The organism is Azospirillum himalayense (genome assembly GCF_042657465.1).
Lineage (GTDB): Bacteria > Pseudomonadota > Alphaproteobacteria > Azospirillales > Azospirillaceae > Azospirillum > Azospirillum himalayense.
The window spans coordinates 243,357-269,135 of the sequence record NZ_JBHSLC010000118.1 but is presented as its reverse complement, the minus strand read 5'-3'; the positions used below and the strand labels follow the sequence as shown (position 1 = coordinate 269,135).

Sequence of the window (25,779 nt, the reverse complement as noted above, 5' to 3'; positions counted from 1 at the left end):
AATTACCGCCCCGGCGCTCTGACAGAGGGCGCCGGACCGCGAGCGTTCGTTTTCGCAATCTGGTGTGGAGTGTGGCGTGTCCGTGCGCCCTGGGTCTTCCGGAACCCGCAATCCGGTTCATCACGATCCCCTGACCCGTCGCTTCACGCGTCCGTTGCGCCATCCGGCGGAGCGAATGCGGGGCTCCGCGCGAATTATCGTCCCGGTCCGCTGACGCGGGCCGGGTTTCGCGCCTTCCTTTTCCGCCCCCGTTTCGTTCCCTCCGCCCGAGGACTTCCGCGATGCCGTCCGCGCACGCCACCCGTCTGCCTTCCGTTTCCGTCCGCCATGATGCTGAAGACCGTCTGCCGTCCTGGCTCCCCCTCTCCGCCATCGAGGACGCCGCCGAGCGTCTGCATGGGCGGATCGTCCGCACGCCGCTGCTGCCCGCTCCGGTGCTGGGGCGTGACGTCTGGCTGAAGGCGGAGACCTTCCAGGCGACCGGTGCCTTCAAGGAGCGCGGCGCGCTGAACCGTCTGCTGCGCCTGACGGCGCTGGAGCGCGCCGCCGGTGTCGTCGCCATGTCGGCGGGCAACCATGCCGCCGGACTGGCGCTGCACGCCCAGCGGCTCGGGGTGGCGGCGACCATCGTCATGCCGGTCACCGCGCCGCGCTGCAAGGTGGAGCGGACCGAGGCGCTGGGTGCCGAGGTCGTGCTGTCCGGGTCCAATGTGGGCGAGGCGAAGTCCTGCGCGCTGCAATTGGCGGCGGAGCGGCGGCTGACCTTCGTTCATCCCTACGACGATCCGGACGTGATCGCCGGGCAGGGCACGGTGGGGCTGGAGGTGCTGGCCGATCGCCCGGACCTCGACACGCTGGTGGTGCCGGTGGGCGGCGGCGGCTTGCTGGCTGGCATGGCGGCGGCGGTGAAGGCGCGCAAGCCCTCCGTCACCGTGGTCGGGGTGCGGCTGGCGCGCCGGCGGGGACCGACCTTGGCCGACGGGATCGCGGTGGACGCGCTGGGCAAGCTGCCGCAGGCGCTGCTGGCCGGCTTCGTCGACACCCTGGTCGAGGTGGAGGAGGCGGAAGTCGCGGCAGCGATGCGGACCCTGCACGGCTCCTTCGGCATGGTGGCGGAAGGAGCCGGTGCCGCCGCGGTGGCGGCCCTGCTGGCCGGGAAGGCGCCGGCGGAGGGCCGGACCGTCGCCGTGCTGTCCGGCCGCAACGTGGATTCCGACACGCTGGTGCGGACGCTCGCTGCCGCTTGATCGACATCAAAGACCGCGGGGCCGGGACAGGCCCAGGATCATCCTGCGGGCGCACCGTCCGGAAGACGGTGGCCTTGCAGGCAAAAGGCCGGTCGTCCCCGTGACACGTCTGGTGTCCCTCCTCGCGCTTGTGGTTCTGGCCATCGGGCTTCTCGGCGGTGCCGCGCCCATGCGCATGGCGGACCTCCCGGCGCCGCACTGCGAGTCCACCGCGGTGCAGGATGCCGCGGACTGCGATATCCACCACCCGACGGACAGCCAAGTTCCGGGAAAGACCCACGCGCACGGCACCGCCGGGTGTCTCTGCCTGAGCGGGGCCTGCGACCTGACCGGTCTGCCGGCCCGGATCGGTGTGCCCTTCGGCCACCGCCTCGCGACCTTGGTTCCCGGCGCGGACGCCGAGCCCGCCGCCACCGCCCACGCGCCGCCGCTGCCACCGCCGCGCGCCTGACTCCCGCCGTTCCGTCGCCTTTTCCCCGACCTGCGGACGTGCCCGGTCTTACGCCGATCGCGGCACCGGCGCGCCCGCCGAACACGCGCGAGTCACCTCATGACCATGACCCACTACATGGAACTGCTGGCCGTCAACCAGCCCTGGAACCTGCTGATCTTCATGGCAGTCCCCGTCATCCTGGCCGAGACGGTGGCGATCAGCGAACTGTACCTGCTCTACACCCGCGACTATGACGGCCCGGTGCGGCGGCTGAACCGCTGGGCCGGCATCACCGTCGGCGTCTATTTCACGGGCGTCTTCGTCCATCTGATGCAGAACGCCGTCGTTCCGCTGACCATATCCGGCGGCTGGCGCGGGCCGGCGGACGTGCTGGCGGTGGGCTTCTACCTCGCCGGCATTGTCCCGCTCGGCGGCATCGCGCTCCTGGACCTCGGGCTGATCGGCCGGGGCCGCGGCGAACATGGCCGCATGGCGATCCACGCGGCGCTGGTCGGGCTGTTCCTGATCGTCGCCCACATCGCCATGATCTTCGGCATGCTGGACCCGACGCTCCTTACCGATGCCGCCGCGGTCGGCGGGCACACGATGCACTGAACGGACGCGGACTGTCCCTCTCCCGCCCCGGGAGAGGGACTTTTCAGGGCGCCATGAACACGCTGCGGTGCCGGCCGATCTCGCCGCTGGTCAGGTCGCGCGCCAACACCGTCACGTCGGTCGACCCCGGCGTCGCAGCGCCCCGCGGCACGCGGACGAAGATGCGGTAGGTCGCCACCGAATCGGCTTCCGCGGCGAGCGTCAGCGAACTTCCCGACTGGGCATCCACGCTGGCGACCGACAGGTCGGCGTTCGCCAAACCTTCCACCGACAGGCGGTAGGTCCGTGCCTCGTGCGTCTTGTTGAGAATCTTGACGGTGTAGGCGTTCTGCACGTCGCCGTTCGACTGCTGCACATAGAGCGGCGCGCGGTCGCGCAGCACGCTGACGTCCAGCGTCGGCCGCATCGCGAGGGAGATCGCCATGGCGCCGGCCACCACGAGGATGATGAGCGCGTAGATCACCGTGCGCGGGCGCAGCAGCCGAACCGGGGCCGCCTGACCGTCAGCCTTGGCGACCTGATTGGAGCGGTTGTCGAACAGGATCAGGTCGCCGGGACGTCCGACCTGGGCCATCACGTCGTTGCAGGCGTCCACGCACAGGCCGCAGCCGATGCAGGAGATCTGCTGGCCCTTGCGGATGTCGGTGCCGGTCGGGCAGACATGGACGCAAAGCTTGCAATCGATGCAGTCGCCCAGCCCCTCCGCCGACCGCTCCTCCCAACTCTGCGACTTGCGCAGCGGCGCGCGCCCTTCGCCGCGCCAGTCCTGGTAGGTGACGACATAGGTGTCCTCGTCCACCATCGCCGCCTGGAAGCTGCGCCACGGGCAGACGTAGATGCAGATCTGCTCGCGCGCCCAACCGGCGAAGAAATAGGTCGTGGCGGTGAACAGCCCGGCGAAGGCCAGGACCTTCCATGACACTTCACCCGTCGCGATCTCGCGCAGCAGGGTCGGGGCGTCGTTGAAGTAGAAGATCCAGGCGCCGCCGGTGACCAGGGAGATCGCCAGCCAGATGGCGTGCTTCGACGCCTTCAGCCCCAGCTTGCGCGCCGACAGCGGCGCCTTGTCGAGCCGGATGCGCTCGGTGCGCGGGCCTTCCAGCTTGCGCTCCACCCACATGAACAGGTCGGTCCAGACCGTCTGCGGACAGGCGTAGCCGCACCAGATGCGGCCGAGCAGGGTGGTGGCGAAGAAGATGCCGAAGGCGCCGATGATGAGCAGGCCGGTCAGGTAATAGACCTCCTGCGGCCAGATCTCGATCCAGAAGAAGTAGGCGCGCCGACCCACCATATCGACCAGCACCGCCTGATCAGGAATGCCCGGCCCGCGATCCCAGCGCAGCCAGGGCGTGACGTAATAGACGCCGAGCAGGACCGCCAGGGCCAGCCATTTCAGGCGGCGGAAGCGGCCGTGGACATCGGCGGCGTAGACCTTGGGGCGATGCACGAACCAGCGCTCGCGCGGCTGGTCGGCGTCGTGGGCGGCGGGGGCCGGAGAGGTGAGGGACATGGCGTGCGACCTTGCTTTGACGCGGCGGTCAACCTAGCCCCTCCTTTATAAGCCTTCCGTGATGTTGTCACACTGCGGTAAATCAGCCGCCACGGCGGCGAAATGGGTCTAGACCGCCTCGCCGCGCAACTCGGCCAAGCCGTCCTCATAGGCGCGGTCGAACAGGGACTCCAGCCGCGCGTCGGTGCCGCGCAGGCCGGCGACGACCGCGTGCGCCCACTCGAAATACTCGATCTTGCGCTCCAGCGGCCAATCCGCGGGGGGGCTGTGGGCCATGGAGCGCAGGTTGGACACCTTGTCGGCCAGTTTCACCAGCTTGGCGCGGGAGGAGGCGGTGGGAGCGGCGTCGATCTGCCGTTGCTTGCGCTCCGCCTTGCGCAGGCGTTTGTCGTCGGTGGTCTCGGCGACGACGCCGGCGACCTCCGCCCCGAAATGCTGCTCGATCTCTTCATAGGAGGCGTCGGTGTCCTCCAGCGTGTCGTGCAGCAAGGCGGCGATGACCACCACCGGGTCATTGCCCGCCGTCGCCTCGGCGCACAGGAACGCCACCTCCGACAGGTGGTTGAGGTAGGGCTCGGCGCGCACGCCCTTGCGGCGCTGGTCGATGTGCTTGTGCGCGGCGAACTCCAGCGCGCGGGCGAAGTCGAGAAGGGCTGTCATGGCGTTCCTGGCGGGTCGGCGCTACGATGAGGGCGGATGGGGACGAAACCCCACGGGGGGAAGCGGCATGTTCACGGGTTTCTTCTTCGAACTGCGCAAGGCGGGCGTGCCGGTCTCGCTGAACGAGTACCTGACGCTCATGGAGGCCATGAAGCGCGGCGTCGCCGCCTTCCGCGTCGAAGACTTCTATTACCTCAGCCGGGCCTGTCTGGTGAAGGACGAGCGCAATCTCGACCGCTTCGACCGCGTGTTCGGACAGGTCTTCAAGGGGCTGGAAGAGGCGGAGGGCGCCGGGGGCGACGCGATTCCCGTGGTCGACCTGCCGGAGGAATGGCTGCGCAAGCTCGCCGAACGCTTCCTGACCGACGAGGAGAAGGCGCAGATACAAGCCCTGGGCGGCTGGCAAAAACTCATGGAGACGCTGGTGGAGCGGCTGGCCGAACAGAAGGGTCGGCACCAGGGCGGCTCCAAATGGATCGGCACCGCCGGAACCTCGCCCTTTGGGGCCTACGGCTACAACCCGGAGGGCGTGCGCATCGGCCAGCAGGAATCCCGGCACCGCCGCGCCGTGAAGGTGTGGGACAAGCGGGAGTTCAAGAATCTGGACGATCAGGTCGAGATCGGCACCCGCAACATCAAGGTGGCGCTGCGCCGCCTGCGCAAGTTCGCCCGCACCGGGGCGGCCAGCGAGCTGGATCTGCCCGGGACCATCCGCGCGACCGCCAGCAACGCCGGCTGGCTGGACCTGAAGATGGTGCCGGAGCGGCACAACACGGTGAAGGTGCTGCTGTTCCTCGACATCGGCGGTTCAATGGACGACCACATCCGGCTGGTCGAGGAGCTGTTCTCGGCAGCGCGGGGCGAGTTCAAGCATCTGGAGCACTTCTACTTCCACAACTGCGTCTACGAAAGCGTGTGGCGCGACAACAAGCGCCGCCACGACGAGCGCACCCCGACCTGGGACGTGCTGCACACCTATCCCGCCGACTACAAGCTGGTCTTCGTCGGCGACGCGGCGATGAGCCCCTACGAGATCGCCTATGCCGGCGGCAGCGTCGAGCATTGGAACGAGGAGCCGGGGCAGGTCTGGCTGCAGCGGATGCTGTCGGTCTACAGCCGCGCCGTCTGGCTCAACCCCACGCCGGAATCGCGCTGGGGCTACACCGAGAGCACTCGCATGCTGCAGCGGCTTTTGGGCGGGCGCATGTACCCGCTGACCTTGCAGGGTCTGGACGCCGCGATGCGCGAACTCGTCCGGTGATAGACCCGGGCAACCAGATGCCCTCGGGAATTGATTAAAACTTATATAGTTTTCAATCCATTGGAGCAAGTCTGGTGGAGAGATTCAATATTGCGCTATCACGAACCACTGTTTATCAATCGTTGGAGATCTCGTCTTTCCAAGACATGCAAATTCGAACTGATTTGCTTCGGAAACGGCATGAATTTTCTTTCTTTGCAGATTGGAAAGTCCGAGTCGCAAAGTTAAGTATCTGAACATTCATTGGATTTGTATTGCTATCTGATACAATCTGAGTCTGGTTTTCATTCGTTTTAAACATTGGTCGTCATTTTTGCTGCTTCTCAGCAACATTACTGGGCAAAGAGTTGCTGAGAATCGTTCGACCTTGAATACATACGATTGCATTACGGAGCATGAAGCTTCTCGTACACAGAATGCAGTCGATGAGGGTCAGGGAAAATGGCGGGTCTTCTTGCGCGCATCAGCATCAGCGGCAAAATCTACAGCGTTGTCGCGATCCTGGGAGTGGTGGCTGTCATCATTGGTGGTGTCGGCTCCATTGGAATGCGGACCTATGACGACAAATTCGACCAGATTCAGAACTGGTCCCGGCGGGCGTTGATCAACGAGCAGATCAACAGCCTGATTTACAAGGTCGTCATGGACAGCCGCGGCATCTACGCCGCGGACGGAACGGCCGACGCCACGCCCTACGCCAAGAACATCCTCGGCGCCACCGGCGAGCTGGAAAAGCTCATGGGCAAGCTGGAGACGCTGCAGCCGCCGGAAAACAAGGTGATCTTCGCCGAGATCCAGCAGACGGCCCGCGCCTTCGTCCTGCACCGCAACGAGGTCGCCCGCCTTGGGATGGAGGCCTCCACGGACAAGGCGCGCGAGCATGGCGACACCCCCGAGGCCCGCGCGCTCCGCACCAAGCTGGGCCGGTTCATGGAGACGGCCTCCGAACGCAACATGCGGGGCATCGCCGAGGCCAACGATGAATTGGCCGCCGTGAACAGCCTGATGACGACGCTCATGATGGTGGTCGGCATCGGCGGCGGGCTTGGCGCTCTGGCGTTGAGCGTCCTGGTCGCGCGCGTCGGCATCTCCCGTCCGATCGCCGGGATCACCGACGTCATGGCCCGTCTGGCGACCGGCGACACCTCGGTGACGGTGCCGGGCCTCGGCCGTGGCGACGAGATCGGCGGCATGGCCAAGGCGGTGGCGGTCTTCAAGGACAACGCCGTGGACCGCGAGCGCATGCGGGTCGCCGAGGAGGCGGAACGCCGGGCCAAGGAGCGGCGCACCCACGCCGTCGAGGAGCTGGTGCAGTCCTTCGACCGCAACGTCTCCGGCATCCTGCGCACCGTCGCGTCGGCCGCCACCGAGCTGGAGGCCACGGCGCAGAGCATGCTGACCACCGCCGACCAGACCAAGGGGCAGGCGGCCAGCACGGCGGCGGCGGCCGAGCAGGCGTCGGTCAACGTGCAGACGGTCGCCGCGGCGACCAACGAGCTGAGCGCGTCGATCAACGAGATCAGCGGTCAGGTGACGCGCTCCACCACCATCGCCAGCCACGCGGTGGGCGAGGCGCAGCAGACCAACGAGCGCGTCCAGGGCCTTGTCGCGCAGGCGCAGCGGATCGGCGACGTGGTGAAGCTGATCACCGACATCGCCAGCCAGACCAACCTGTTGGCACTCAACGCGACGATCGAGGCGGCGCGCGCCGGGGAGGCCGGCAAGGGCTTCGCCGTCGTGGCGTCGGAGGTGAAGAACCTCGCCAACCAGACCGCCAAGGCGACGGAGGAGATCGCTTCCCAGATCGCCTCCATGCAGGAGGCCACCGGCGGGGCGGCAGCGGCCATCAACGGGATCGGCGACACCATCGGCACGATCAGCGAGATCGCCACGATCATCGCCTCGGCGGTGGAGGAGCAGGGGTCGGCGACCGGCGAGATCGCCCGCAACGTGCAGCAGGCCGCGCAGGGCACCCATCTGGTGACCACCAACATCACCGAGGTCAGCGACGGCGCCACCCAGACCGGCTCCGCCGCCACCCAGGTGCTGGGCGCGGCCGGGGAGCTGTCCCGCCAGTCGGAGGTCCTGCGGACCGAGGTGGAGCGCTTCCTGGCCGGCATCCGCGCCGCGTAAGGAGGGTTCGGGGGTGTGCGAGGAAGCGCACCCCCGCCCATTCTCATCCTGAACGGACCGAACGGCGTTTGCCGGACCGAAATCCCGTTTTTATCGTCACGGACATTCGTGTTCGAATGGAGGGGTACCGTGGCGAAATCCTATCTGGCGTCCTGGAAGAAGGCGAAGGACCGCTTCGAAAAGACAACGGGCAAGAAGAAGCCCGATCCCAAGAGCCGTTTCGGCAAGCTGTTCAGCAAGATCAGCTCGACCGGCCTGGAAGGCGCGCTGAAGAGCTACGACGCCGCCACGACCGTGCAGGATGCGCAGAAGCACGCCCGTGCCTTCCAATCCGCGGCCGGCGGCTACATCCCCACGCTCGACGCGGCGGGCAAGGCGGCCAAGCAGGACGGCGACGCGGTCTACGCCGAAGCCTGCGCCGACATGGTGGCGTCGTTGAACAAGATCGCCGGCAGCGTCGTGACGGATCTGGAACGGTTCGACGACCTGCCGAAGACCATCGACGGCTATTTCAAGTCGCCATACTGGTTCAAGTTGCTGAACAAGATCGCCAAGCAGGAAATGTCGCTCGAGAATGTCGAGCTGTACGACAAGATCCTGAAAGGCAAGCTGTCGAAGGCGGAGCCTGCGGAAGAGGCATACAAGGAATACGTGGCCGTCCGCTCACCCAAGGAAGTGAACATCGGGTCGGGAACCCGGAGCGCCTGCAAGAAGTGCGCGGATCAGGGCGCCTGGACCGCCATGCCTTGGGACAAGGTGGCGAAGGATCTGGGAGCCAACCTGGCCGACACCATCGGACGCCTGCACAGCGCGCTCGCCAAGGGCGAGATCTGACGGCCGGCGGCCGGTTGACGCGGTCAGGTTGACGGGGCGGGCCTCCGCCGTCACTTTGAGGACCAGCCCTTCAGGGGCGGCCCTTCAAAAATGGTCTCGGGAGGCTCCGCCATGTACATCGCCATGAACCGTTTCCGCGTGCGTCCGGACTCGGAGCAGGACTTCGAGGAGGTCTGGCTGAACCGCGAGGTCCATCTGAACACGGTTCCGGGCTTCGTGGAGTTCCACATGCTGCGCGGCCCGCGTTACGAGGACCACCGCCTCTACTCCTCCCACACCGTCTGGGAGTCGGAGGCGCATTTCCAGGCCTGGACCCGCTCGGAGGAGTTCCGCGCCGCCCATCGCGGGGCGGGGGACCGCAAGCCGCTCTATCTCGGCCCGCCGCAGTTCGAGGGCTTCGAGGTCATCCAGACCGTGGTGGGGAAGACCGTGGGGCGCGAGGGCTGAGCCGCCGGGTGCGCTCAGCCTTTCAAAGCATCCTCGTCGCCGATCAGGCGGTGGGCGATGGCGACGGTGATGAGGCCGGCGAGCAGAAGGCCGTACTGCCACAGGCTGGACCAGTCGCCGGTCTGCACGTCGCCCGCCACCGCCTGGACCGGACGCACGATCAGCTGCCGCAGCAGTGTGATCATCGCCACCTCCAGGAAGACCCGCAGGTGGAAGCGGTTGGTCCGCACATAGTCGACCTCCGCGGAGATCAGCGCGGACAGCGTCCAGACGATGAACAGCACGCCGAGCGCGTGCAGGAAGCCGTGCGCCAGCTGGTCCTTCTGGAAGGCCGCCCAGGCCTCCACGAAGAATTCCCAGACCACCATGGCGCTCGCCGCGACCAGGGCGATGGCCAGGACGACGTGCAGCAGCCCGTTGAAGGACTTCAGGGCGCGGATCAGGCCCTGTTCGAGAAGCGAGTTGGACGGGGCGCGGGAGAGCGATTGCAGCATCGTGGCTTGTCGCAAGGTCGAAGGGTGCGGGAAGATAGAAGCCCAACCCGGCGGACGCCCCCGCCGTTTTGCCATTGCCGCCATGGGGAAAACGCAAGCATTGCAGATCAGCGTCAAGTCGCCGCATCAATGGTCCCGGCTTTGCAGGTGGAAAAAGGCACCGGCCATTGAACTCCAGCCCTGATTTCGTCTAGGGTCGCCGCGGTCCCTCCGGCGTCGTTCCTTCGAGGGTTCCCCCAGGAGTGAATGGATGCGCGAAACCACCCCCATCACGGTCGCCCGCGGCGACGGCATCGGTCCGGAGATCACCGACGCGGTGCTTCACGTGATGGAGGCCGCCGGTGCCCGCTTGAAGGTGGAGGAGGTGCCGGCGGGCGAGCAGGTCTACCGCCGCGGCCATCTGGGCGGTCTGGACGCCGCCGGCTGGGGCTCGATCCGCCGCACGCGGGTCTTCCTGAAGGGGCCGATCACCACGCCCCAGGGCTATGGCAACAAGTCCCTGAACGTCACCGCGCGCACCACGCTGGGGCTGTTCGCCAACGTGCGGCCCTGCGTGTCGCACCATCCCTACGTCCGCACCCGGCACCCGCGCATGGACGTGGTCATCATCCGCGAGAACGAGGAGGACCTCTACGCCGGGATCGAGCACCGCCAGACCGACGACGTGATCCAGTCGGTCAAGCTGATCTCCCGGCCGGGGTCGGAGCGCATCGTCCGTTACGCCTTCGACTACGCCCGCGCCAACCACCGGCGTAAGGTGACGGCCTTCGTCAAGGACAACGTCATGAAGATGACGGACGGGCTGTTCCTGAAGATCTTCAACGAGATCGCCGCCGAATATCCGGAGATCAAGGCCGACCATCTGATCGTCGACATCGGCGCCGCCCGTCTGGCCGACCAGCCGGAGCGGTTCGACGTGATCGTGACGCTGAACCTGTACGGCGACATCGTGTCGGACATCGCCGCCCAGATCACCGGCTCGGTCGGGCTGGCCGGCTCCGCCAACATCGGCGACGCCTGCGCCATGTTCGAGGCGATCCACGGCTCGGCGCCGATGATCGCGGGGCAGGGGATCGCCAACCCGTCGGGTCTGCTGATGGCCGCCGTGATGATGCTGGTCCACATCGGGCAGGGCGACGTGGCGGCGCGCATCCACAACGCCTGGCTCAAGACCATCGAGGACGGCGTCCACACCGTGGACATCTTCAACCGCGGGGTCAGCCGCCAGCGCGTCGGCACCCATGCCTTCGCCGACGCGGTGGTGGAGCGGTTAGGCCAGATGCCGGTGACGCTGCCCACCGTCGGCTACGCCGTCACCGCGCGGCCCGCCTATGAGTCCGGGGTGCGGCTGTCGCCCCGCCGCAAGGCGGTGAAGGAATTGGTCGGGGTGGACGTGTTCCTGCACTGGCCGGGCGGCAACCCGGACGAGCTGGCCGGGCTGGTCCTGCCGGTGGCGACCCCGGCGCTGCGGCTGTCGAGCATCTCCAACCGCTCGCAGAAGGTCTGGCCGGAGGGCAACATCGGCGTCTTCTGCACGGACCATTGGCGCTGCCGCTTCCTGGCGCCGGAGGGCGTGGCGGTCGGCCACCCCGACATCGTCGAGCTGCTGTCAGGGCTCGCCCGCGCCGGGCTGGACTTCACCCAGACCGAGAATCTGTGCAACTTCGACGGCAAGTCCGGCTTCTCGGCAACGTAGAGCGCGAAGCGGGGGAATAATCGTCCCCGGCCGGGCGTCCAGACGGGCAGGACATCCTTCCAATGGGAGCGCCGCCGCATGCCTCTGCCAAAGCCGCCTCCCCTTCCTTCAGGGAACGGCGCACCAGCCAGCGGCGCAGTGGACGAGCGGGCCATTGCCGCACAGGTGCCGCGGCTGCGCCGCTACGCCGCAGCGCTGGCCGGCAACCTGTCCGACGCCGACGACCTCGTGCAGGACTGCATCGAAAAGGCGCTGGCCAACCGGCACACGCTGCGGGACGTCACCCGGCTCGGCGGCTGGCTGCTGTCGATCCTGCACAACCTGCACGTCTCCGGACTGCGCTGGCGCCGCCGCCGCGGGCCGGAGGTGCCGGTGGAGGAGCTCGCCAACGATCTGGCGCTCAGCGCCGCCCCCGCCGACCGGACGGAGGTGCGGGATTTCGTGCGCGCCTTCAACCAGCTGTCGGAAGAGCACCGGGCCGTGCTTCTGCTGACCGGGCTGGAAGGGCTGTCCTACCGCGAGGCGGCGGAGGTGCTGGGGGTTCCGGTGGGAACCGTCATGTCGCGGCTGGCCCGCGCCCGGGAACGGCTGCGCGTCCTGCTGGACGGCGGGACGGAGCAGGCGGTGAGGAGGATCAAGTGATGGACACCGAACCGGACGCTCCGGTGACCGAGGCCGAGCTGCACGCCTGGATGGACGGCGAATTGCCGGAGGCGCGGCGCGGCGAGGTCGAGCGCCATCTGGCGGGCAACCCCGATCTTGCCCGCCGTTTCGAACGCTACCGCGCCCAGCGGGCCATGCTCCAGGGAACCTTCGGCCCGCTGATCGACCGCCCCTTGCCGGCGGCCCTGGTGCCGCCCTACGCCCGCGCGCCGGGCCGGCCGGCGGTGCGCACGCGCCGATGGCTTCCGGCGCAGGCCGCGGCGGCGGTCCTGCTGGTCTTCGTCGCCGGCGGGGCGGGGGGCTGGTGGCTGCGCGGCTGGTCGGGCGGGGCGGGCGGCGGTGGCGCGGCCTTCGTCGCCGACGCGGTGGCCGCGCACCGGGTCTTCGCGGTGGAGGTTCGCCATCCCGTGGAGGTCGGCGCCGACCAGCAGGCGCATCTGGTGGGCTGGCTGTCCAAGCGCCTGGGCAAGCCCCTGCAGGCGCCGCGGCTGGCCGACAAGGGCTACGATCTGGTGGGCGGGCGGCTGCTGTCCGACGCGCGGGGGCCAGCGGCCCAGCTCATGTACCAGGATGCGGCCGGTCGCCGCATCACCCTGTACATCCGGCCGGCCTCCGACGCGCCGGACACGTCCTTCCGGTTTGCCCAGGACGGCAACGTCCAGGCTTTCTACTGGCGGGACAACGGTTTGGCATGGGCGGTAACGGGTGACCTCGACCGAGTGACCCTTTCGGCCATAGCCGAGGAGGTGTACGGCGCGTTGAACTCATAACACCCACAGACTTATGCACAGGAATGTTGTTCGAGCCCCCTATCCCTCTATCCGGCCATCTGGTAGCTTGGCCGGCGTTGGGCACAAAATATTGCGCCTTATGGAAAACGGCCGTCTGGTCGGAAGGTATATTGGTTAACCAAGTCACCGGTTACCGGACCACGGGAGACAGGGGATGAGTTGGACGGACGAACGGGTTCAGCAGCTTAAGGACCTCTGGGCCCAGGGGCTGAGCGCGAGTGAAATCGCGGACATCCTGGGCGACATCACCCGCAACGCGGTGATCGGAAAGGCGCACCGCCTCGGCTTGTCGGGACGCCCGTCGCCGATCAAGAAGAAGCCGACCCGCGGCGCGACGATCCTCGCTTTGACCGAGCGCATGTGCAAATGGCCGGTCGGCGACCCGAAGCACCAGGATTTCCATTTCTGCGGCAAGCCCTCGCTGCCCGGCCTGCCGTACTGCGCCGAGCACGCGGCGGTGGCCTACCAGCCGGCGTCTTCCGGCAAGAAGCGCGACGAGGACCGCAACACCGGTGAGCGCAACGTCGGCGCTGCCTAGACTCCGCCGGATTTCTCCGCCGGATTTCCGGATTTCGGGCGCTCTTCACGCGGGCGCCCGCCCGACACGGCGACCGGATCGCCGGCTGTAAGAGCAGCGCCGGTCAGATCGGCGCCGCGGTGATCGCCCACCAGCTTCCGGCGATCAGCATCGCCGAGACACCCGCCGCCGCCACGCCCAGACCCAGACCGGCGGCGACCGCCAGACCGTCCTTCACGATCAGCCCCAGCGCGATCACCAGCACCGCCAGACCGGGCAGGGTGTTGCCGAACGGGATTGGGAGGGCGATCAGAACGCCCATCACCAGCACGAAAAGGCCCAGCGGCCGCAGAACCCCCTGATGGGTCAGCGATGGCCAACGCGTGCGCAGCCGGGCCTCCAGCCGCTCGACCAGCGGTGTTCCCTTTTCCACGATCTTTTCAAGCGTGCCGCGCGCCACACGGCGGCGCCCGATCCAGCCCGGCACCTGCAGACGGTCGCGGCCGACGATCATCTGGATGGCCACCAGCGCCAGCACCGTGCCGAAGATCATCCCTGCCGGCAGCCCCGGCGTCGGCACCACGGCCGGGATCGCCAGCGCCAACAGCAGAAAGCCCGGCGCACGGTCGCCGAGTTGGCCCAGCACCTCCCCCAGCGTCGGCTTGTCGCCGGTCATGCGCCCGTGCAGCTTTTTGAGCAGCGCGGACGCCCGTGCCGGGTCCCGCGCTGGGTCCTTCGTGTCCATGACCTGTCCCAAACCCCCTGCTCCATCGTCGCCGGGTGGATGTGGTGGCGCGGCGGCCCGCAGGAAAGGGGGCCGGGACAAGGTTGGAGGTCAGTACTCCTCGACCTCGTGCTTCAACTGCACCAGACGGCCGCTCAGCAGCGACAGCATGAGCTGCACCACCATCTCGTGGACGATCAGCGTGTGACTGTTGCCGCTGTCCTGCATGTGCTGGCGCAGCGCCTCGCGCACCTTCGGTACGCCGGTCACGTCGATCAGCACGTCCACCGCCTCGCCGAGCCGGGCGAGGTCCATGAAATCGGTCGTGGTGGCGACGCCGCGCGCGCGGGCGAGCCGCATGCCGGGCGCCTCGGCATCCAGGTCGGCGACGCCGAGAATCTCGACGAAGGGAGCGTCCAGAAGCTGCGTCAGCAGGGGCGTTCCGGTTTCGCCGGCGCCGATCACGGCGATGCGGAAGATGTCCTTGGCCATGGGAAAAGTCTCGAATTCCGGTTCGTCAGGTCCGCGCCGGCATCGCGCCGCGCAGGCAAGAAAAAAGCGGGGAGCCGAAACTCCCCGCCGCAACCTTACATCGACCCGGCGTCCCGTTTGACCGGGACGCGTCGTCGCACCTGACGCGGCCGTCGCGTTACGCCCAGGTCGCGTTACGCCCAGGCGGCCATCTTCTTCTGCAGGTTCTCGTCCAGCTTGTCGAGGAACTGCTTGGTGGTCAGCCAGGGCTGATCCGGACCGATGAGGATCGCGAGATCCTTGGTCATGAAGCCCGACTCGACGGTTTCGACGCAGACGCGTTCCAGCGTCTCGGCGAACTTCACCACGTCCGGCGTGTTGTCGAACTTGCCGCGGTAGGCCAAGCCCTGCGTCCAGGCGTAGATCGAGGCGATCGGGTTGGTGGAGGTCTCCTTGCCCTTCTGGTGCTCGCGGTAGTGGCGGGTCACCGTGCCGTGGGCGGCCTCCGCCTCGACGGTCTTGCCGTCCGGCGTGATCAGCACCGAGGTCATCAGGCCCAGCGAGCCGAAGCCCTGCGCCACGATGTCCGACTGCACGTCGCCGTCGTAGTTCTTGCAGGCCCACACGAAGCCGCCTTCCCACTTCAGGGCCGAGGCGACCATGTCGTCGATCAGGCGGTGCTCGTAGACGAGGCCCTTGGCCTTGAACTGGGCGGCGTAATGCTCGTCGAACACCTTCTGGAAGATGTCCTTGAAGCGCCCGTCATAGGCCTTGAGGATCGTGTTCTTGGTGGACAGATAGACCGGGTAGCCGCGCTCCAGGCCGTACATGAAGCTGGAGTGGGCGAAACCCTCGATCGACTCGTCCAGGTTGTACATGCCCATGGCGACGCCGGAGGCGGGGAAATCGTACACCTCGTGCTCGATCGGCTCGCCGCCGCCTTCCGGCACCCACTTGATGGTCAGCTTGCCCTTGCCGGGAACGACGAAGTCGGTGGCCTTGTACTGGTCGCCGAAGGCGTGACGGCCGATGATGATCGGCTTGGTCCAGCCCGGAACATAACGCGGAACGTTGGAGCAGACGATCGGCTCGCGGAAGACGGTGCCGCCCAGGATGTTGCGGATCGTGCCGTTCGGCGACTTCCACATCTTCTTGAGATTGAACTCCGTCACCCGCGCCTCGTCCGGGGTGATGGTCGCGCACTTGACGCCGACGCCGTACTGCTTGATCGCGTTGGCGGACTCGACCGTCACGCGGTCGTCCGTCTTGTCGCGGTTCTCGACGCTGAGATCGTAGTATTTCAGGTCGACGTCGAGGTACGGCAGGATCAGCTTGTCCTTGATGAACTGCCAGATGATGCGCGTCATCTCGTCGCCGTCGAGTTCGACGACCGGATTGGCTACCTTGATCTTCGTCATGGGTGCGAGTTCTCCCCGAACGGGTAGGGGTTGTCTTATGCTTGGACGCCGGGCGCGCTGTGCGAGGGCACGGGCCGGGGCGTCCATCCGAAGACGGGCCCCGGTTCCCCGGACGGAAACGGATGGCGGTTATATAGCACCGGGGCACCGCCGAAAGAAAGGACCGCGGGGCATCAAAACAGACGATATCGCGCTGAAAACGGCGCAATTTGCGCGATCTGGTCCTACCACTTGGCCTTTTCAGAGCTTTTGTGTGGGAATCTTCAACGCGGGCTCCGGTTCATAGGCCAGCGCGGCAAACACGTCGTCCACGTCATCGACGACGGTGTACAACGCGCGGTGCGCCGGCTGGGTGAAACCCTGCGCCACCGTATGGTCGATCAGGCCGAGCAAGGGGCGCCAGTAGCCGTCCACATCCACGATCACCACCGGCTTGTCGTGCAGGCCCAACTGCTTCCAGGTCAGGATCTCGAACGCTTCGTCGAGCGTGCCGAGGCCGCCCGGCAGCACCACGAAGGCGTCGGCCCGGTCGACCATCATGCGCTTGCGGGTGTGCATGCTGTCGACGACGTGCAGTTCGGTCAGGCCGGTGTGCTCGATCTCGACGGACTGGATGTGCTCTGGGATGATGCCGATGACCTGGCCCCCGGCGGCGAGCGCCGCGTCGGCCGCGATGCCCATCAGCCCGACGCGCCCGCCGCCGTAGACGAGCTGGATGCCCCGCCGGGCGAGCCCTTCACCCAACATATGGGCGGCCTCCTTGTGGACAGCGGCGACGCGGCTGGATGAGCCGCAATAGACGCAGACGGAATTCGGGGCTCTCATCGCTCACCCTTTCTCGCCGGTTGGGTACACGTTCCGGTGACTGTTCCGGTGCGCCCGGCGGGGTCACCTATTGCAAGGGAATAGCAAAGCCGGGGCGGCGTCTACCCGGACATCGGACTTCAGCCCATCGGGAGGGAACATTATGGATTCGCGCGTCGTCAACGCCCTGGCCGCCATTTCGGTGGCCACGTTCCTGTTCCTCGGCTTTGGCGGGGGCTTCGGCGGCGGGATCGGCTTTCTGACCGGCGGGGGCAAGGCGAACGCGGGCGGCGCCTCGACGGTTCAGGCCACGGAAACCAGCGTCTCCGCAGCTGACCTTTCCTCCAGCCGCCATTCCGAGACGGTCGCCAAGCTGGAAAAATGAGTTCGGGAGCGCGGGTACCGTCCCGTCCGGCGGCGCGAAGGCGGTGTGCCGGTCCCGATGCGGCTATGCGTCTGCTCCATCGGCGGTGTTCAGTTCCGCCGCCGCAATCTGCTATTCTGCCGCAGGCCGGCGTGTCCGCCGGCAATGATGCGGCGGTGCTCCGGTGAAGCAAGCTCTCCTGTTCGGCGGTGCGGCGACAGTCGCCGCTGCCGCCGTTGTCGCGTATCTGGCCTTCGATCCGGCGCCTGCGCCGGGCTTCCGCGCCGGAACGGCCGGGTCCGGAACAACCGTCGCGCTGGGCAGCGTGTCCCCGGCCAAGCCGCCGGCCACCGCGCCCGCCCCGGCGAAGGCCGCGGAGGAGCCCGCCGGTCCGCGATTCGACATCGTGCGCGTCGCGCCCGACGGCGCCACCGTGATGGCCGGCCGCGCCACGCCGGGCTCGTCGGTGACCGTCCATGACGGGGAGCGCGCGCTCGGCTCCGTCAACGCCGACGCGCGCGGCGAATGGGTCCTTCTTCCCGAACAGCCCCTGGCCCCCGGCGCCCGCGAACTGAGCCTTTCGGAGAAGGCGACCCCCGCCGCCGAGCCGACGCCGTCGGAGCGCGTCGTGGTGGTCGTGGTGCCCGATCCGCCGCCGGCCACCGGCGGGGCGTCCTCGGAAGCTCCCACAGGTCCCCTGGCCGTCGCCATGCCGCGCGATGGGCTGGGCGACGGGCGGGGCGGCAGCACGATCCTGCAGGCTCCGAAGGGGCCAGCCGCCCCCGCGACCCGCGGCGTGGCGGCCCCGCCGCCGCCGGGGGGCGTGTCTCTGGAAAGCATGGACTACGACGCCTCGGGACAGGTCGCCATGGGCGGCCGGGCGCAGCCGGGAAGCGCCGTGCAGCTCTATCTCGACAATCTTCTGGTCGGCAGCGCCCACACCGACCCGAACGGCCAGTGGCGGCTGCGCCCGGAACGCGCCGTGCCGCCGGGCGTCTACACGCTGCGCGCCGATCAGGTGACCGACTCGGGCAAGGTCACCGCCCGTGTCGAACTGCCGGTTCAGGTGTCGGAGGTTCCGGCCAGCCTGCCGGACGGCCGGTCGATGGTCGTCCAGCCCGGCAACAGCCTGTGGCGGATCGCCCGCTCCACCTACGGGCACGGCGTGCAGTACACGCTGATCTACGAGGCCAACCGCGGCCAGATCCGCGACCCGGACCTGATCTATCCCGGCCAGATCTTCGCGCTGCCGGTCTCGAACTGAGCTTTTTTCGAACTGACTTTACAGATACGGGGCGAGCAGGCGCAGGAAGGGGCGCGCCTGCTGCAGCGCGACCACCGTCTGGTGGATCAGATCCTCCGGCGTCGCCTGCCCCTCGAACTCCGCTTCGGAGAACAGCAGGATCTTCTGGCCTTCCTGGACGAGGAAGCGGGTTCCCCGGCGGTCCTGGATGCCGCGCAGGATGGCCAGGAGCTGGCGCCGCCGCTCCGGCGACTGGGCGGTGTAGGGGATGTGGCCGATCTCCGCCCATACCTGCGAGCGCGACTTTTCCCCGTCGAAGCCGACGGCGATGCTGAAGGGCAACCCGTCGGCCATGAAGTGCAGCCGCGCCGGGCGCGGCGGCTGGGCGATGCCCAGCACCCCTTCGGGGGTCATCACGAAGGTGTCGGGGCTGAAGGGCAGGGCGGTCTGCGAGACCTGCGCGAGCGACGGCATGGCCTGAAGGCGGGCGGCGGGAACGGACACGGGGGCTCGCTCATTCCTGTGGTGTCGGTGGCGTCACTCTCCACCTTCCCTGCTAAAATTCTGTAAAGGGCGGGGGATGCTGTCTAGAATGCGCCGCTCCAACGATCCGAGGCTGAAGTAACCGGCGATGTCCGCCCTCAACACCGTAGTCGTTCCGATCCACCGCGCCGGCTGGCCCTTCATCGCCGCCTTCGCCGTGGTCTCCCTGATTCTCGGGCTTGCCGTGGCGAAGCCGCTGGGCTGGCTGGGTCTCGTGCTCACCCTGTGGTGCGTGTATTTCTTCCGCGATCCCGATCGCGTGACGCCGACGCGCCCCGGCCTGCTGGTCAGCCCCGCCGACGGGCGCGTGACCATGATCGTTCCCGCGGTTCCGCCGCCGGAGCTGGGCATGGGCGACAAGCCGCTGACCCGCGTCAGCATCTTCCTCAACGTCTTCAACGTGCACGTCAACCGCGTGCCGGCGGACGGCACGGTGGTCGCGGCGGAGTACCACAAGGGCACCTTCGTGAACGCCGCGCTGGACAAGGCCAGCGAGGAGAACGAGCGCGCCGCCTTCCGCCACCGTCTTCCCGACGGGCGTGAGATTGCCTATGTGCAGATCGCCGGCCTCGTCGCCCGCCGCATCCTCTACTGGGTGAAGGCCGGCCAGGAGGTCAAGGCGGGCGAGCGGTTCGGCCTGATCCGATTCGGCAGCCGCACCGACGTCTATCTTCCGGACGGCGTGGCCCCGCTGGTCTGCGTCGGGCAGACGGCGATCGGAGGCGAGACCGTGCTGGCCGACCTGACCGCCACCGAACCGCAACGGCAGGGGGATGTCCGCCGATGAAGCGACCGGTCTTCAAGCCGGCAGTGTTCCGCAAGCGCCGGGCGCGCCGCCCGCATCCGCGGCTGAAGGGGTTGTCGATCAACCATCTTCTGCCCAACGTGCTGACGGTGCTGGCGCTGTGCTCCGGCCTGACGGCCATCCGCTTCGCCATGCACGAGCGGTGGGAGCAGGCGGTCGTCTGCATCGTCATCGCGGCGATCCTCGACGCGCTGGACGGGCGGATCGCCCGCCTGCTGAACGGGCAGAGCAAGTTCGGCGCGGAGCTGGACAGCCTGTCCGACGTCATCAGCTTCGGCGTGGCCCCCGCCTTCATGATGTATCTGTGGGCGCTGAACGGCGCCGGCAGCCTGGGCTGGATCGCCGCCATGGCCTACGCGGTCTGCGCGGCGCTGCGGCTGGCCCGCTTCAACTCCCGCCTGGACGTCGACCTGCCGCCCTGGGCCTTCAACTACTTCACCGGCGTTCCCGCCCCGGCGGGCGCCGGTCTGGCCGTCCTGCCCATGGTCATCGGCTTCGAGGCCGGGCCGGACATCGCCGGCCATCCGGCCGTCGTGGTGCCCTGGACGCTGGCGATGGGCGGGCTGATGGTCAGCACGCTGCCCACCTTCTCCTTCAAGGGCATGCGGGTGCCGACCCAGTATGTGGTGCCGGGTCTGGTCGGCGTCGGCCTGCTCGCCGCCTCGCTGGTCAGCCAGCCCTGGTGGACGCTGGCCTTCCTCGGGCTGGCCTATCTGGCGAGCCTGCCCTTCTCGGTGGCGCAGTTCCGCAAGCTGCAGCAGGCCGCCCAGCTGATGAAGGAGACGGAGGAAACGCCGACGGAGGAGACTGTCGTCCCCGCTTCGGACGCGCCGCCCCCGTCGCCTGAAATGGTGTCTGAAAAGACCAGGACGCCCTCGTCCGACTGACGCCGGACGCCCGCCCTTGCCGTCATTCGGCGGCGGCGGGCAGGTCCAGCGGCAGGGTCCGTTCGGTCACGGCGACCGTCAGGACCATCGGGATCTGGCGCAGGCAATTGCCGACATGGTTCGACTCCGCGGCGACCATGCCGGCCATTTCGACCTCCATGGTCAGCGTCTCGCCCAGCAGGCGGCTGTTCAGCGACAGGGGCACGAGGCCGCGCTTGGCGAACAGCTCCAGCACGCGGGGCAGGGTGCCGGGATCGGCATCGGCCTGCACGGCGAAGCGGACGAGGCGGTTCGGATCGGTCGGACGGGATTCGGCGGCGGGCGCCGCCAGCGTGACGGTGGACAACGTGACGGTGGACATGGGTCGCTCTTACCTTGGTCTTGAGTCGATGAGTGCAGGGTCAGACCTGCAGACGCGCGAAAACCCCGGCTCTCACACGAGAACCGGGCTGCTAATTCGCAGACCCAGGGTAAGGTGACGGTCCATCATGGGCGTCAGGATAGGGCGATGGGCGGCCATGGTCAATGGAGTCGGCAAATTCCCTCTCCCGCCCCGGGAGAGGGAAGGGGCCCGCGCCGCAGGCGTGGGAAGGGTGAGGGTGTTGCCCAGGATCACCGCCTTGATCCTTGTTCGACCCTCACCCGCCCGCTGCGCGGGCACCCTCTCCCGGGGCGGGAGAGGGGAATTACGCTCTCAACAGGACACGCGAAGTCATGAACGACAACGGCATCCACATCCGCCCGGCCGAGCCGGACGACGCGCCGGACTTGGCGCGGCTCATCGACATGGCCGGCGGCGGCGTCTACGAGTTCCTGCTCGACGGGCTGGTGCCCGGCCAGACGGCGGCGGAGATGCTGGTGCCGGGACTCGCGGGCACGTCAGGGTCCTTTTCCCACCGCCATTCGGGCGTGGCGGAGGCGGCGGGGCGCATCGTCGGGATCGTCCACGCCTATCCCGTGGACTGGATCAAGACCCAGGACTACAGCGGGCTGCCCGCCGACCGGCTGGCCCACATGGAAGATTTCAACCGGGTGCACGACTGGGGCAGCTATTTCCTGTCGGCGCTGGCCGTCGATCCGGCGTGGCGCCGCCGCGGCATCGCCTCCCGGCTTCTCGCCTGGGTCTATGAACGGGCGCGCCGCGGCCGGTTCGACCGGGTGACGCTGCATGTCTGGGCCGACAACGCCGACGCCCGCCAACTCTATGCCAAGGAGGGCTTTGCCGAGATCGGCCGCGCCGACATCCCCTGGCACGAGCGGCTGCCGCACCAGGGGGGAAGCGTGCTGCTCCGGCGCCCGGTCTGAGCCCGGTCTGATCAGCGGTCCGGTTACTTGCCCGGCTTCAGCTGGTCGCGGGTCAGCCAGAAGACCTCGCCGAAGCTGTTGGCGGTCTCGACCCAGAAGAAGTCGAGGTCAGGGTACTCGGCTTCCAGGATCTCACGGCCCGTGCCGAATTCGCAGAGCAGGCCGCCTTCCGGCGTCAGGTGCTTGGGCGCCTCCTTGAGGATGCGGCGCACGATGTCGAGCCCGTCCTCGCCGGACGCCAGGGCCATCTGCGGCTCGTGGCGGAATTCCGGTGGCAGGTTGGCCATCGCCTCGGCGTCCACATAGGGCGGGTTGGTGATGATGACGTCGTACTTGCGGTTCTTCAGCGGCGCGAACAGGTCGCCGTGGTGCAGGGCGATGCGGTCCTCGAACCCGCTGTCCGTCACGTTGCGCTTGGCCACCTCCAGCGCGTCGGCGGACAGGTCCACCGCGTCCACCTGGGCCTCCGGGAAGATCTGCGCGGCCAGGATGGCGAGGCAGCCGGAGCCGGTGCAGAGGTCGAGAACCCGCTCGACCTCCGTCGGGTCCTCCACCAGCGTGAAGTCGTCGCCGCCGATCAGGTCGGAGAACAGGATCTCCCCGATGTAGGAGCGCGGGACGATCACCCGCTCGTCCACATAGAAGGGGATGCCCTGGATGTAGGCCTTGTTCAGCAGGTAGGAGGCCGGCTTGCGGGTCTCCACGCGGGCGTGCAGCAGGTCGGCGACCTTGCGGCGCTCCGCCAGGGTCAGCCGGGCGTCCACGTAGGGGTCGAGTTGGTCGATCGGCAGGCTCAGCCCTTCGAGCACCATGAACACCGCCTCGTCATGGGCGTTGGTGGTGCCGTGGCCGTAATCCAGGTCGGCCTCGGTGAAGCGGCTGACGCCGTAGCGGATCAGGTCGCGGACGGTGCGCAACTCGGTCGCCGCGTCGGCGGGGGTGAGGTCCAGGGAGGGCTTGGTCACTTACAGGATCTCCAGAACGCTTTCCGGCGGGCGGCCCACACGGGCCTTGTCGCCCGTGACGACGATGGGCCGCTCGATGGCGGCGGGGTTGGCGGACAATGCGGCGATCAGGGCGTCGCCGTCGAGATCCTTGGCGATCCCGGCCTCCGCCGCTTCCTTGGCGCGCAGGATGTCGCGGGGACCCTTGCCCAGCTTGGCCAGGATGGCCTTCAGCTCGGCCGGGCCGGGCGGGGTCTTCAGATACTCCACGACGGTGGGCTCGACGCCCCTGGACCTCAGAAGCTCCAGCGTCTGGCGCGACTTGGTGCAGCGCGGGTTGTGGTAGATGGTGACGTCGCTCATCCCGGTGTTTCCCTCGCTCTTCCCAGCCATGGCTTTGTCGGTGGCAGGAATACACCCGCTCCGCGTGCGGCGCCAACCCGCCATGCGGAATGGCGGCGGCGGCGCAACATCCCTCGCGTGACAAGGCCGGCGCTTGGCATTACCTTGCGCGCTCGCATTATTGGCGGCCCGCCGCGTGCGGGGCCATTCATTTCGACGGATTCCGGCCGTGACGAAGCTCTCGCTCTCCAAGGACAAGATCAACATCCTGCTGCTCGAAGGCGTTCACGACAACGCCATCAACGAGCTGGCGCATGGCGGCTACGCCACCGTGGAGCGTCTGCCGCACGCGCTGGACGAGTCGGAGCTGCTGGAGCGCATCGGGTCCGTCCACATGCTGGGCATCCGCTCGCGCACCCATCTGACCGCCAAGGTGCTGGAGGCCGCGACCCGCCTGTTCAGCGTCGGCTGCTTCTGCATCGGCACGAATCAGGTCGATCTGAAGGCCGCCCGCCGACTCGGCATCCCGGTCTTCAACGCGCCCTATTCGAACACCCGGTCGGTGGCGGAGCTGGTGATCGGCGAGATCATCATGCTGATGCGCGGCATCTTCTCGAAGTCGAACCTCGTGCATGGCGGCGGCTGGATGAAGTCGGCCAAGGACAGCTACGAGATCCGCGGCAAGACGCTGGGCATCGTCGGCTACGGCCACATCGGCACGCAGGTGTCGATCATGGCCGAATCGATGGGCATGAAGGTCCGCTACTACGACGTCGTGAACAAGCTGGCGCTCGGCAACGCGCAGCCCTGCCACTCGCTGGAGGAACTGCTGGCGGTGTCCGACGTGGTGACCCTGCACGTCCCCGACACGCCGCAGACCCGCGACATGATCGGCGAGGCGCAGATCCGCGCCATGAAGAAGGGCGCCCACCTGATCAACGCCGCCCGCGGCAAGGTCGTGGTGATCGAGGCGCTGGCCGCCGCCCTGAAGGACAAGCACCTGCTGGGCGCCGCCATCGACGTCTTCCCCAAGGAGCCGGGCGGCGACAAGGAGGTGTTCGAGAGCGCGCTGCGCGGGCTCGACAACGTCATCCTGACCCCGCACATCGGCGGCTCGACGATGGAGGCGCAGGCCAACATCGGCACCGAGGTGTCGCAGAAGCTGATCGAGTATTCGGACAACGGTTCGACCATGGGGGCCGTGAACTTCCCGCAGGTCGGCCTGCCGGTCGTCCACGCCGGCTCCACCCGCTTCCTGCACGTCCACGAGAACCGTCCGGGCGTGCTGCGCAAGATCAACGAGGTCTTCTCGGGCCGCAACCTGAACATCGCCGCGCAGTATCTCCAGACCGACCCGGAGTTGGGCTACGTCGTGGTGGATGTCGACGGCGACGTGGACGAGAACGAGGTGGCGAGCGATCTGCGCGCCATCGAGGGCACGCTGAAGGCCCGCTTCCTCTATCCGGGCAAGCGCTGAGGTCCGGCGTTGCGGCCCTTGCCCTCGGCGGGGGCCGCACCGACATAGGCGGAATGATGCTCCGCCCGTTTCGACCGCGTGTGCGCGCCGGCCTCCTGACCCTCCTGTGCCTGGGTGGGGGAGGGCTTGGCTTTTCCGCACCCGCGGCTGCGCAAACCGCGACGGCCCACGGCGGGATCGCCGCCTGTCCGGACTTCGCGCCGGCCCGCGTGGTCCTCGATCTGCAGATCGCCCCGCTGCGCACCGATTACAGCCAGTCGATCCGCCAGCTGGCCCAGAAGCCGGGGCGGCGGCCCGTCGCGGGGCGGACCGCCAACTCCCACACGCTGGGGCTGGCGGCGATTCAATACAATCAGCAATGGCAGGCCGGCGTCATGACGGCGTCGCTGGGGCAGGGCCGTTACTGCGGCGCGGCGCAGACTCTGACCGTTACCTTCGGCTACGACGAGCGGACCGTCTATGTCGCCCGCGAGCTGCCGCAGGGCAGTTGCATCCATGGCGAGGTGTTGGCCCACGAGATGCGCCACGTCACGGTGGACGAGCAGCTTCTGCGCGAGTATGTGCCGGTCCTGAAGCGGCGGCTGGAGGACGTGGTCGGCCGCGCCCGACCGGCCCAGGGGCGCTCCGAGCGGCAGGTGATGGCGGCGATCGAGCAGCCGATCAAGGCGGCGATGCGCCAGCTGATGGAGGAGTTCGGGCGCGAGCGGAACGCGCGCCAGGCCCGCATCGACACCCCCGCCGAGTACGAGCGCATCAGCCAGTCCTGCAACGGCGAGATCAACCGCTATCTCGGGCGCGTCTGACCCATCGAGCGGCGCGTCATCGCCGGCGCCCGCGTCGGGAGGCGTGACGGTCGATGAACTCCGGCGGCTTGCGGGACACCCAGCGCAGGAAGGCGGCGATGTCCGGGTGGGCGCGCAGGCCGGCGATGGTGTTGTAATGGTCGCGCAGTTCCGCCTCGCTCAACACCGCGTGGATCTTGGCGTGGCAGATGCGGTGCATGGTCACCGTGTCCCGTCCGCCGTAGGTGCGCGGGATCAGGTGATGCTCGTTCAGGCTGGGGCCGGGCACCATCGGGCGGCCGCAGAGCGGGCAAGGCGGATGGAACGACGGCGGATGGAACGGGTCTGGCGGCGGCATCGAGCGTCCGG

General features: G+C 68.0%; 30 protein-coding genes. 18 read left to right on the top strand and 12 right to left on the bottom strand.

Annotated features, from left to right (window positions below; translation table 11 throughout):
- Nucleotides 1–281: 281 nt before the first annotated feature.
- The 3 genes from ACFPMG_RS33180 to ACFPMG_RS33170 all read left to right on the top strand — a co-directional run bounded on the left by ACFPMG_RS33180 (nucleotide 282) and on the right by ACFPMG_RS33170 (nucleotide 2,295).
- The gene (locus tag ACFPMG_RS33180) at nucleotides 282–1,247 is read left to right on the top strand and encodes a pyridoxal-phosphate dependent enzyme (RefSeq protein WP_377000183.1); all 966 of its coding nucleotides are present in this window, start codon (nucleotides 282–284) and stop codon (nucleotides 1,245–1,247) included.
- Between the two features lie 112 nt (nucleotides 1,248–1,359).
- A complete protein-coding gene (locus ACFPMG_RS33175; RefSeq protein WP_377000181.1) occupies nucleotides 1,360–1,698 on the top strand; it encodes a hypothetical protein in 339 nt (112 codons plus the stop codon).
- Between the two features lie 99 nt (nucleotides 1,699–1,797).
- On the top strand, nucleotides 1,798–2,295 hold the full coding sequence (locus ACFPMG_RS33170; RefSeq protein WP_377000179.1) for a DUF6803 family protein: 498 nt from the start codon (nucleotides 1,798–1,800) through the stop codon (nucleotides 2,293–2,295).
- A 43-nt stretch (nucleotides 2,296–2,338) separates the two neighbouring features.
- Here ACFPMG_RS33170 and ccoG read toward each other — a convergent pair whose 3' ends face one another.
- Together ccoG and ACFPMG_RS33160 are read right to left on the bottom strand one after the other, a co-directional pair.
- Nucleotides 2,339–3,805, bottom strand: a complete 1,467-nt coding sequence (gene ccoG / locus ACFPMG_RS33165; RefSeq protein WP_377000177.1) for a cytochrome c oxidase accessory protein CcoG — start codon at nucleotides 3,803–3,805, stop codon at nucleotides 2,339–2,341.
- A gap of 108 nt (nucleotides 3,806–3,913) precedes the next feature.
- The gene (locus ACFPMG_RS33160) at nucleotides 3,914–4,465 is read right to left on the bottom strand and encodes an HD domain-containing protein (protein ID WP_014240953.1); all 552 of its coding nucleotides are present in this window, start codon (nucleotides 4,463–4,465) and stop codon (nucleotides 3,914–3,916) included.
- A 67-nt stretch (nucleotides 4,466–4,532) separates the two neighbouring features.
- On the opposite strand from ACFPMG_RS33160, the gene ACFPMG_RS33155 reads away from it, so the two are divergent.
- The 4 genes from ACFPMG_RS33155 (at nucleotide 4,533) to hmuQ (ending at nucleotide 9,140) form a co-directional block, all read left to right on the top strand.
- Nucleotides 4,533–5,726 (top strand): vWA domain-containing protein, encoded by a 1,194-nt coding sequence (locus tag ACFPMG_RS33155; RefSeq protein ID WP_377000175.1) that lies wholly within the window; start codon nucleotides 4,533–4,535, stop codon nucleotides 5,724–5,726.
- Between the two features lie 441 nt (nucleotides 5,727–6,167).
- Nucleotides 6,168–7,859, top strand: a complete 1,692-nt coding sequence (locus ACFPMG_RS33150; RefSeq protein WP_377000173.1) for a methyl-accepting chemotaxis protein — start codon at nucleotides 6,168–6,170, stop codon at nucleotides 7,857–7,859.
- Nucleotides 7,860–7,988: 129 nt separating this feature from the next.
- Complete coding sequence (locus ACFPMG_RS33145) at nucleotides 7,989–8,693, top strand: hypothetical protein (protein ID WP_377000171.1); 705 nt, start codon at nucleotides 7,989–7,991, stop codon at nucleotides 8,691–8,693.
- Nucleotides 8,694–8,804: 111 nt separating this feature from the next.
- Nucleotides 8,805–9,140, top strand: coding sequence for an antibiotic biosynthesis monooxygenase family protein (gene hmuQ, locus ACFPMG_RS33140; protein WP_377000169.1), 336 nt, complete (start codon nucleotides 8,805–8,807; stop codon nucleotides 9,138–9,140).
- Nucleotides 9,141–9,154: 14 nt separating this feature from the next.
- On the opposite strand, the gene ACFPMG_RS33135 is transcribed toward hmuQ, so the two are convergent.
- Nucleotides 9,155–9,634, bottom strand: a complete 480-nt coding sequence (locus ACFPMG_RS33135) for a phosphate-starvation-inducible PsiE family protein (RefSeq protein ID WP_377000167.1) — start codon at nucleotides 9,632–9,634, stop codon at nucleotides 9,155–9,157.
- A gap of 250 nt (nucleotides 9,635–9,884) precedes the next feature.
- Between ACFPMG_RS33135 and ACFPMG_RS33130 the strand changes: the two genes are divergently transcribed.
- The 4 genes from ACFPMG_RS33130 (at nucleotide 9,885) to ACFPMG_RS33115 (ending at nucleotide 13,322) form a co-directional block, all read left to right on the top strand.
- Nucleotides 9,885–11,330: an NADP-dependent isocitrate dehydrogenase gene (locus tag ACFPMG_RS33130; RefSeq protein WP_014240945.1), complete on the top strand. Its 1,446-nt coding sequence runs from the start codon at nucleotides 9,885–9,887 to the stop codon at nucleotides 11,328–11,330.
- A 78-nt stretch (nucleotides 11,331–11,408) separates the two neighbouring features.
- The gene (locus tag ACFPMG_RS33125) at nucleotides 11,409–11,972 is read left to right on the top strand and encodes a sigma-70 family RNA polymerase sigma factor (protein ID WP_377000164.1); all 564 of its coding nucleotides are present in this window, start codon (nucleotides 11,409–11,411) and stop codon (nucleotides 11,970–11,972) included.
- The gene (locus ACFPMG_RS33120; protein ID WP_377000162.1) at nucleotides 11,972–12,763 is read left to right on the top strand and encodes an anti-sigma factor family protein; all 792 of its coding nucleotides are present in this window, start codon (nucleotides 11,972–11,974) and stop codon (nucleotides 12,761–12,763) included. Before ACFPMG_RS33125 ends, ACFPMG_RS33120 begins: the two co-directional genes overlap by 1 nt.
- 175 nt (nucleotides 12,764–12,938) lie before the next feature.
- Nucleotides 12,939–13,322: a GcrA family cell cycle regulator gene (locus ACFPMG_RS33115; RefSeq protein WP_014240942.1), complete on the top strand. Its 384-nt coding sequence runs from the start codon at nucleotides 12,939–12,941 to the stop codon at nucleotides 13,320–13,322.
- 103 nt (nucleotides 13,323–13,425) lie between these two features.
- Here ACFPMG_RS33115 and ACFPMG_RS33110 read toward each other — a convergent pair whose 3' ends face one another.
- From ACFPMG_RS33110 to ACFPMG_RS33095, 4 genes are all read right to left on the bottom strand, one after another.
- On the bottom strand, nucleotides 13,426–14,046 hold the full coding sequence (locus tag ACFPMG_RS33110; protein ID WP_377000159.1) for an exopolysaccharide biosynthesis protein: 621 nt from the start codon (nucleotides 14,044–14,046) through the stop codon (nucleotides 13,426–13,428).
- Between the two features lie 90 nt (nucleotides 14,047–14,136).
- Nucleotides 14,137–14,517, bottom strand: coding sequence for an oxidoreductase (locus ACFPMG_RS33105; protein WP_377000157.1), 381 nt, complete (start codon nucleotides 14,515–14,517; stop codon nucleotides 14,137–14,139).
- A gap of 173 nt (nucleotides 14,518–14,690) precedes the next feature.
- Nucleotides 14,691–15,914, bottom strand: a complete 1,224-nt coding sequence (locus ACFPMG_RS33100; protein ID WP_038526940.1) for an NADP-dependent isocitrate dehydrogenase — start codon at nucleotides 15,912–15,914, stop codon at nucleotides 14,691–14,693.
- 240 nt (nucleotides 15,915–16,154) lie between these two features.
- Entirely contained in the window at nucleotides 16,155–16,739 is a 585-nt protein-coding gene (locus ACFPMG_RS33095; RefSeq protein WP_377000155.1) for an LOG family protein, read from the bottom strand.
- A 142-nt stretch (nucleotides 16,740–16,881) separates the two neighbouring features.
- Here ACFPMG_RS33095 and ACFPMG_RS33090 point away from each other — a divergent pair, with 142 nt between their 5' ends.
- Together ACFPMG_RS33090 and ACFPMG_RS33085 are read left to right on the top strand one after the other, a co-directional pair.
- A complete protein-coding gene (locus ACFPMG_RS33090) occupies nucleotides 16,882–17,103 on the top strand; it encodes a hypothetical protein (RefSeq protein WP_377000153.1) in 222 nt (73 codons plus the stop codon).
- Nucleotides 17,104–17,266: 163 nt separating this feature from the next.
- The gene (locus ACFPMG_RS33085; protein ID WP_377000151.1) at nucleotides 17,267–18,346 is read left to right on the top strand and encodes a LysM peptidoglycan-binding domain-containing protein; all 1,080 of its coding nucleotides are present in this window, start codon (nucleotides 17,267–17,269) and stop codon (nucleotides 18,344–18,346) included.
- 18 nt (nucleotides 18,347–18,364) lie between these two features.
- On the opposite strand, the gene ACFPMG_RS33080 is transcribed toward ACFPMG_RS33085, so the two are convergent.
- The gene (locus ACFPMG_RS33080; RefSeq protein ID WP_014240935.1) at nucleotides 18,365–18,829 is read right to left on the bottom strand and encodes a hypothetical protein; all 465 of its coding nucleotides are present in this window, start codon (nucleotides 18,827–18,829) and stop codon (nucleotides 18,365–18,367) included.
- 127 nt (nucleotides 18,830–18,956) lie between these two features.
- Between ACFPMG_RS33080 and ACFPMG_RS33075 the strand changes: the two genes are divergently transcribed.
- Both ACFPMG_RS33075 and pssA read left to right on the top strand, forming a co-directional pair.
- Nucleotides 18,957–19,655 carry a phosphatidylserine decarboxylase gene (locus ACFPMG_RS33075; protein ID WP_377000148.1) on the top strand — a complete coding sequence of 233 codons (699 nt, stop codon included), beginning with the start codon at nucleotides 18,957–18,959 and terminating at the stop codon, nucleotides 19,653–19,655.
- The gene (gene pssA, locus ACFPMG_RS33070) at nucleotides 19,652–20,560 is read left to right on the top strand and encodes a CDP-diacylglycerol--serine O-phosphatidyltransferase (RefSeq protein ID WP_377000146.1); all 909 of its coding nucleotides are present in this window, start codon (nucleotides 19,652–19,654) and stop codon (nucleotides 20,558–20,560) included. Before ACFPMG_RS33075 ends, pssA begins: the two co-directional genes overlap by 4 nt.
- A gap of 22 nt (nucleotides 20,561–20,582) precedes the next feature.
- On the opposite strand, the gene ACFPMG_RS33065 is transcribed toward pssA, so the two are convergent.
- Complete coding sequence (locus tag ACFPMG_RS33065; protein ID WP_377000144.1) at nucleotides 20,583–20,921, bottom strand: hypothetical protein; 339 nt, start codon at nucleotides 20,919–20,921, stop codon at nucleotides 20,583–20,585.
- A 353-nt stretch (nucleotides 20,922–21,274) separates the two neighbouring features.
- Between ACFPMG_RS33065 and ACFPMG_RS33060 the strand changes: the two genes are divergently transcribed.
- On the top strand, nucleotides 21,275–21,865 hold the full coding sequence (locus tag ACFPMG_RS33060) for a GNAT family N-acetyltransferase (RefSeq protein ID WP_377000142.1): 591 nt from the start codon (nucleotides 21,275–21,277) through the stop codon (nucleotides 21,863–21,865).
- Nucleotides 21,866–21,888: 23 nt separating this feature from the next.
- On the opposite strand, the gene prmB is transcribed toward ACFPMG_RS33060, so the two are convergent.
- Both prmB and arsC read right to left on the bottom strand, forming a co-directional pair.
- Nucleotides 21,889–22,830 (bottom strand): 50S ribosomal protein L3 N(5)-glutamine methyltransferase, encoded by a 942-nt coding sequence (prmB, locus tag ACFPMG_RS33055; RefSeq protein WP_377000139.1) that lies wholly within the window; start codon nucleotides 22,828–22,830, stop codon nucleotides 21,889–21,891.
- A complete protein-coding gene (gene arsC, locus ACFPMG_RS33050; protein WP_237903229.1) occupies nucleotides 22,831–23,172 on the bottom strand; it encodes an arsenate reductase (glutaredoxin) in 342 nt (113 codons plus the stop codon).
- A gap of 208 nt (nucleotides 23,173–23,380) precedes the next feature.
- Between arsC and serA the strand changes: the two genes are divergently transcribed.
- The gene (gene serA / locus ACFPMG_RS33045) at nucleotides 23,381–24,628 is read left to right on the top strand and encodes a phosphoglycerate dehydrogenase (protein ID WP_377000137.1); all 1,248 of its coding nucleotides are present in this window, start codon (nucleotides 23,381–23,383) and stop codon (nucleotides 24,626–24,628) included.
- A 209-nt stretch (nucleotides 24,629–24,837) separates the two neighbouring features.
- Nucleotides 24,838–25,431, top strand: a complete 594-nt coding sequence (locus tag ACFPMG_RS33040; RefSeq protein WP_103040003.1) for a hypothetical protein — start codon at nucleotides 24,838–24,840, stop codon at nucleotides 25,429–25,431.
- Nucleotides 25,432–25,447: 16 nt separating this feature from the next.
- Here ACFPMG_RS33040 and ACFPMG_RS33035 read toward each other — a convergent pair whose 3' ends face one another.
- Complete coding sequence (locus ACFPMG_RS33035; protein WP_377000134.1) at nucleotides 25,448–25,768, bottom strand: HNH endonuclease; 321 nt, start codon at nucleotides 25,766–25,768, stop codon at nucleotides 25,448–25,450.
- Between the last annotated feature and the right edge of the window lie 11 nt (nucleotides 25,769–25,779).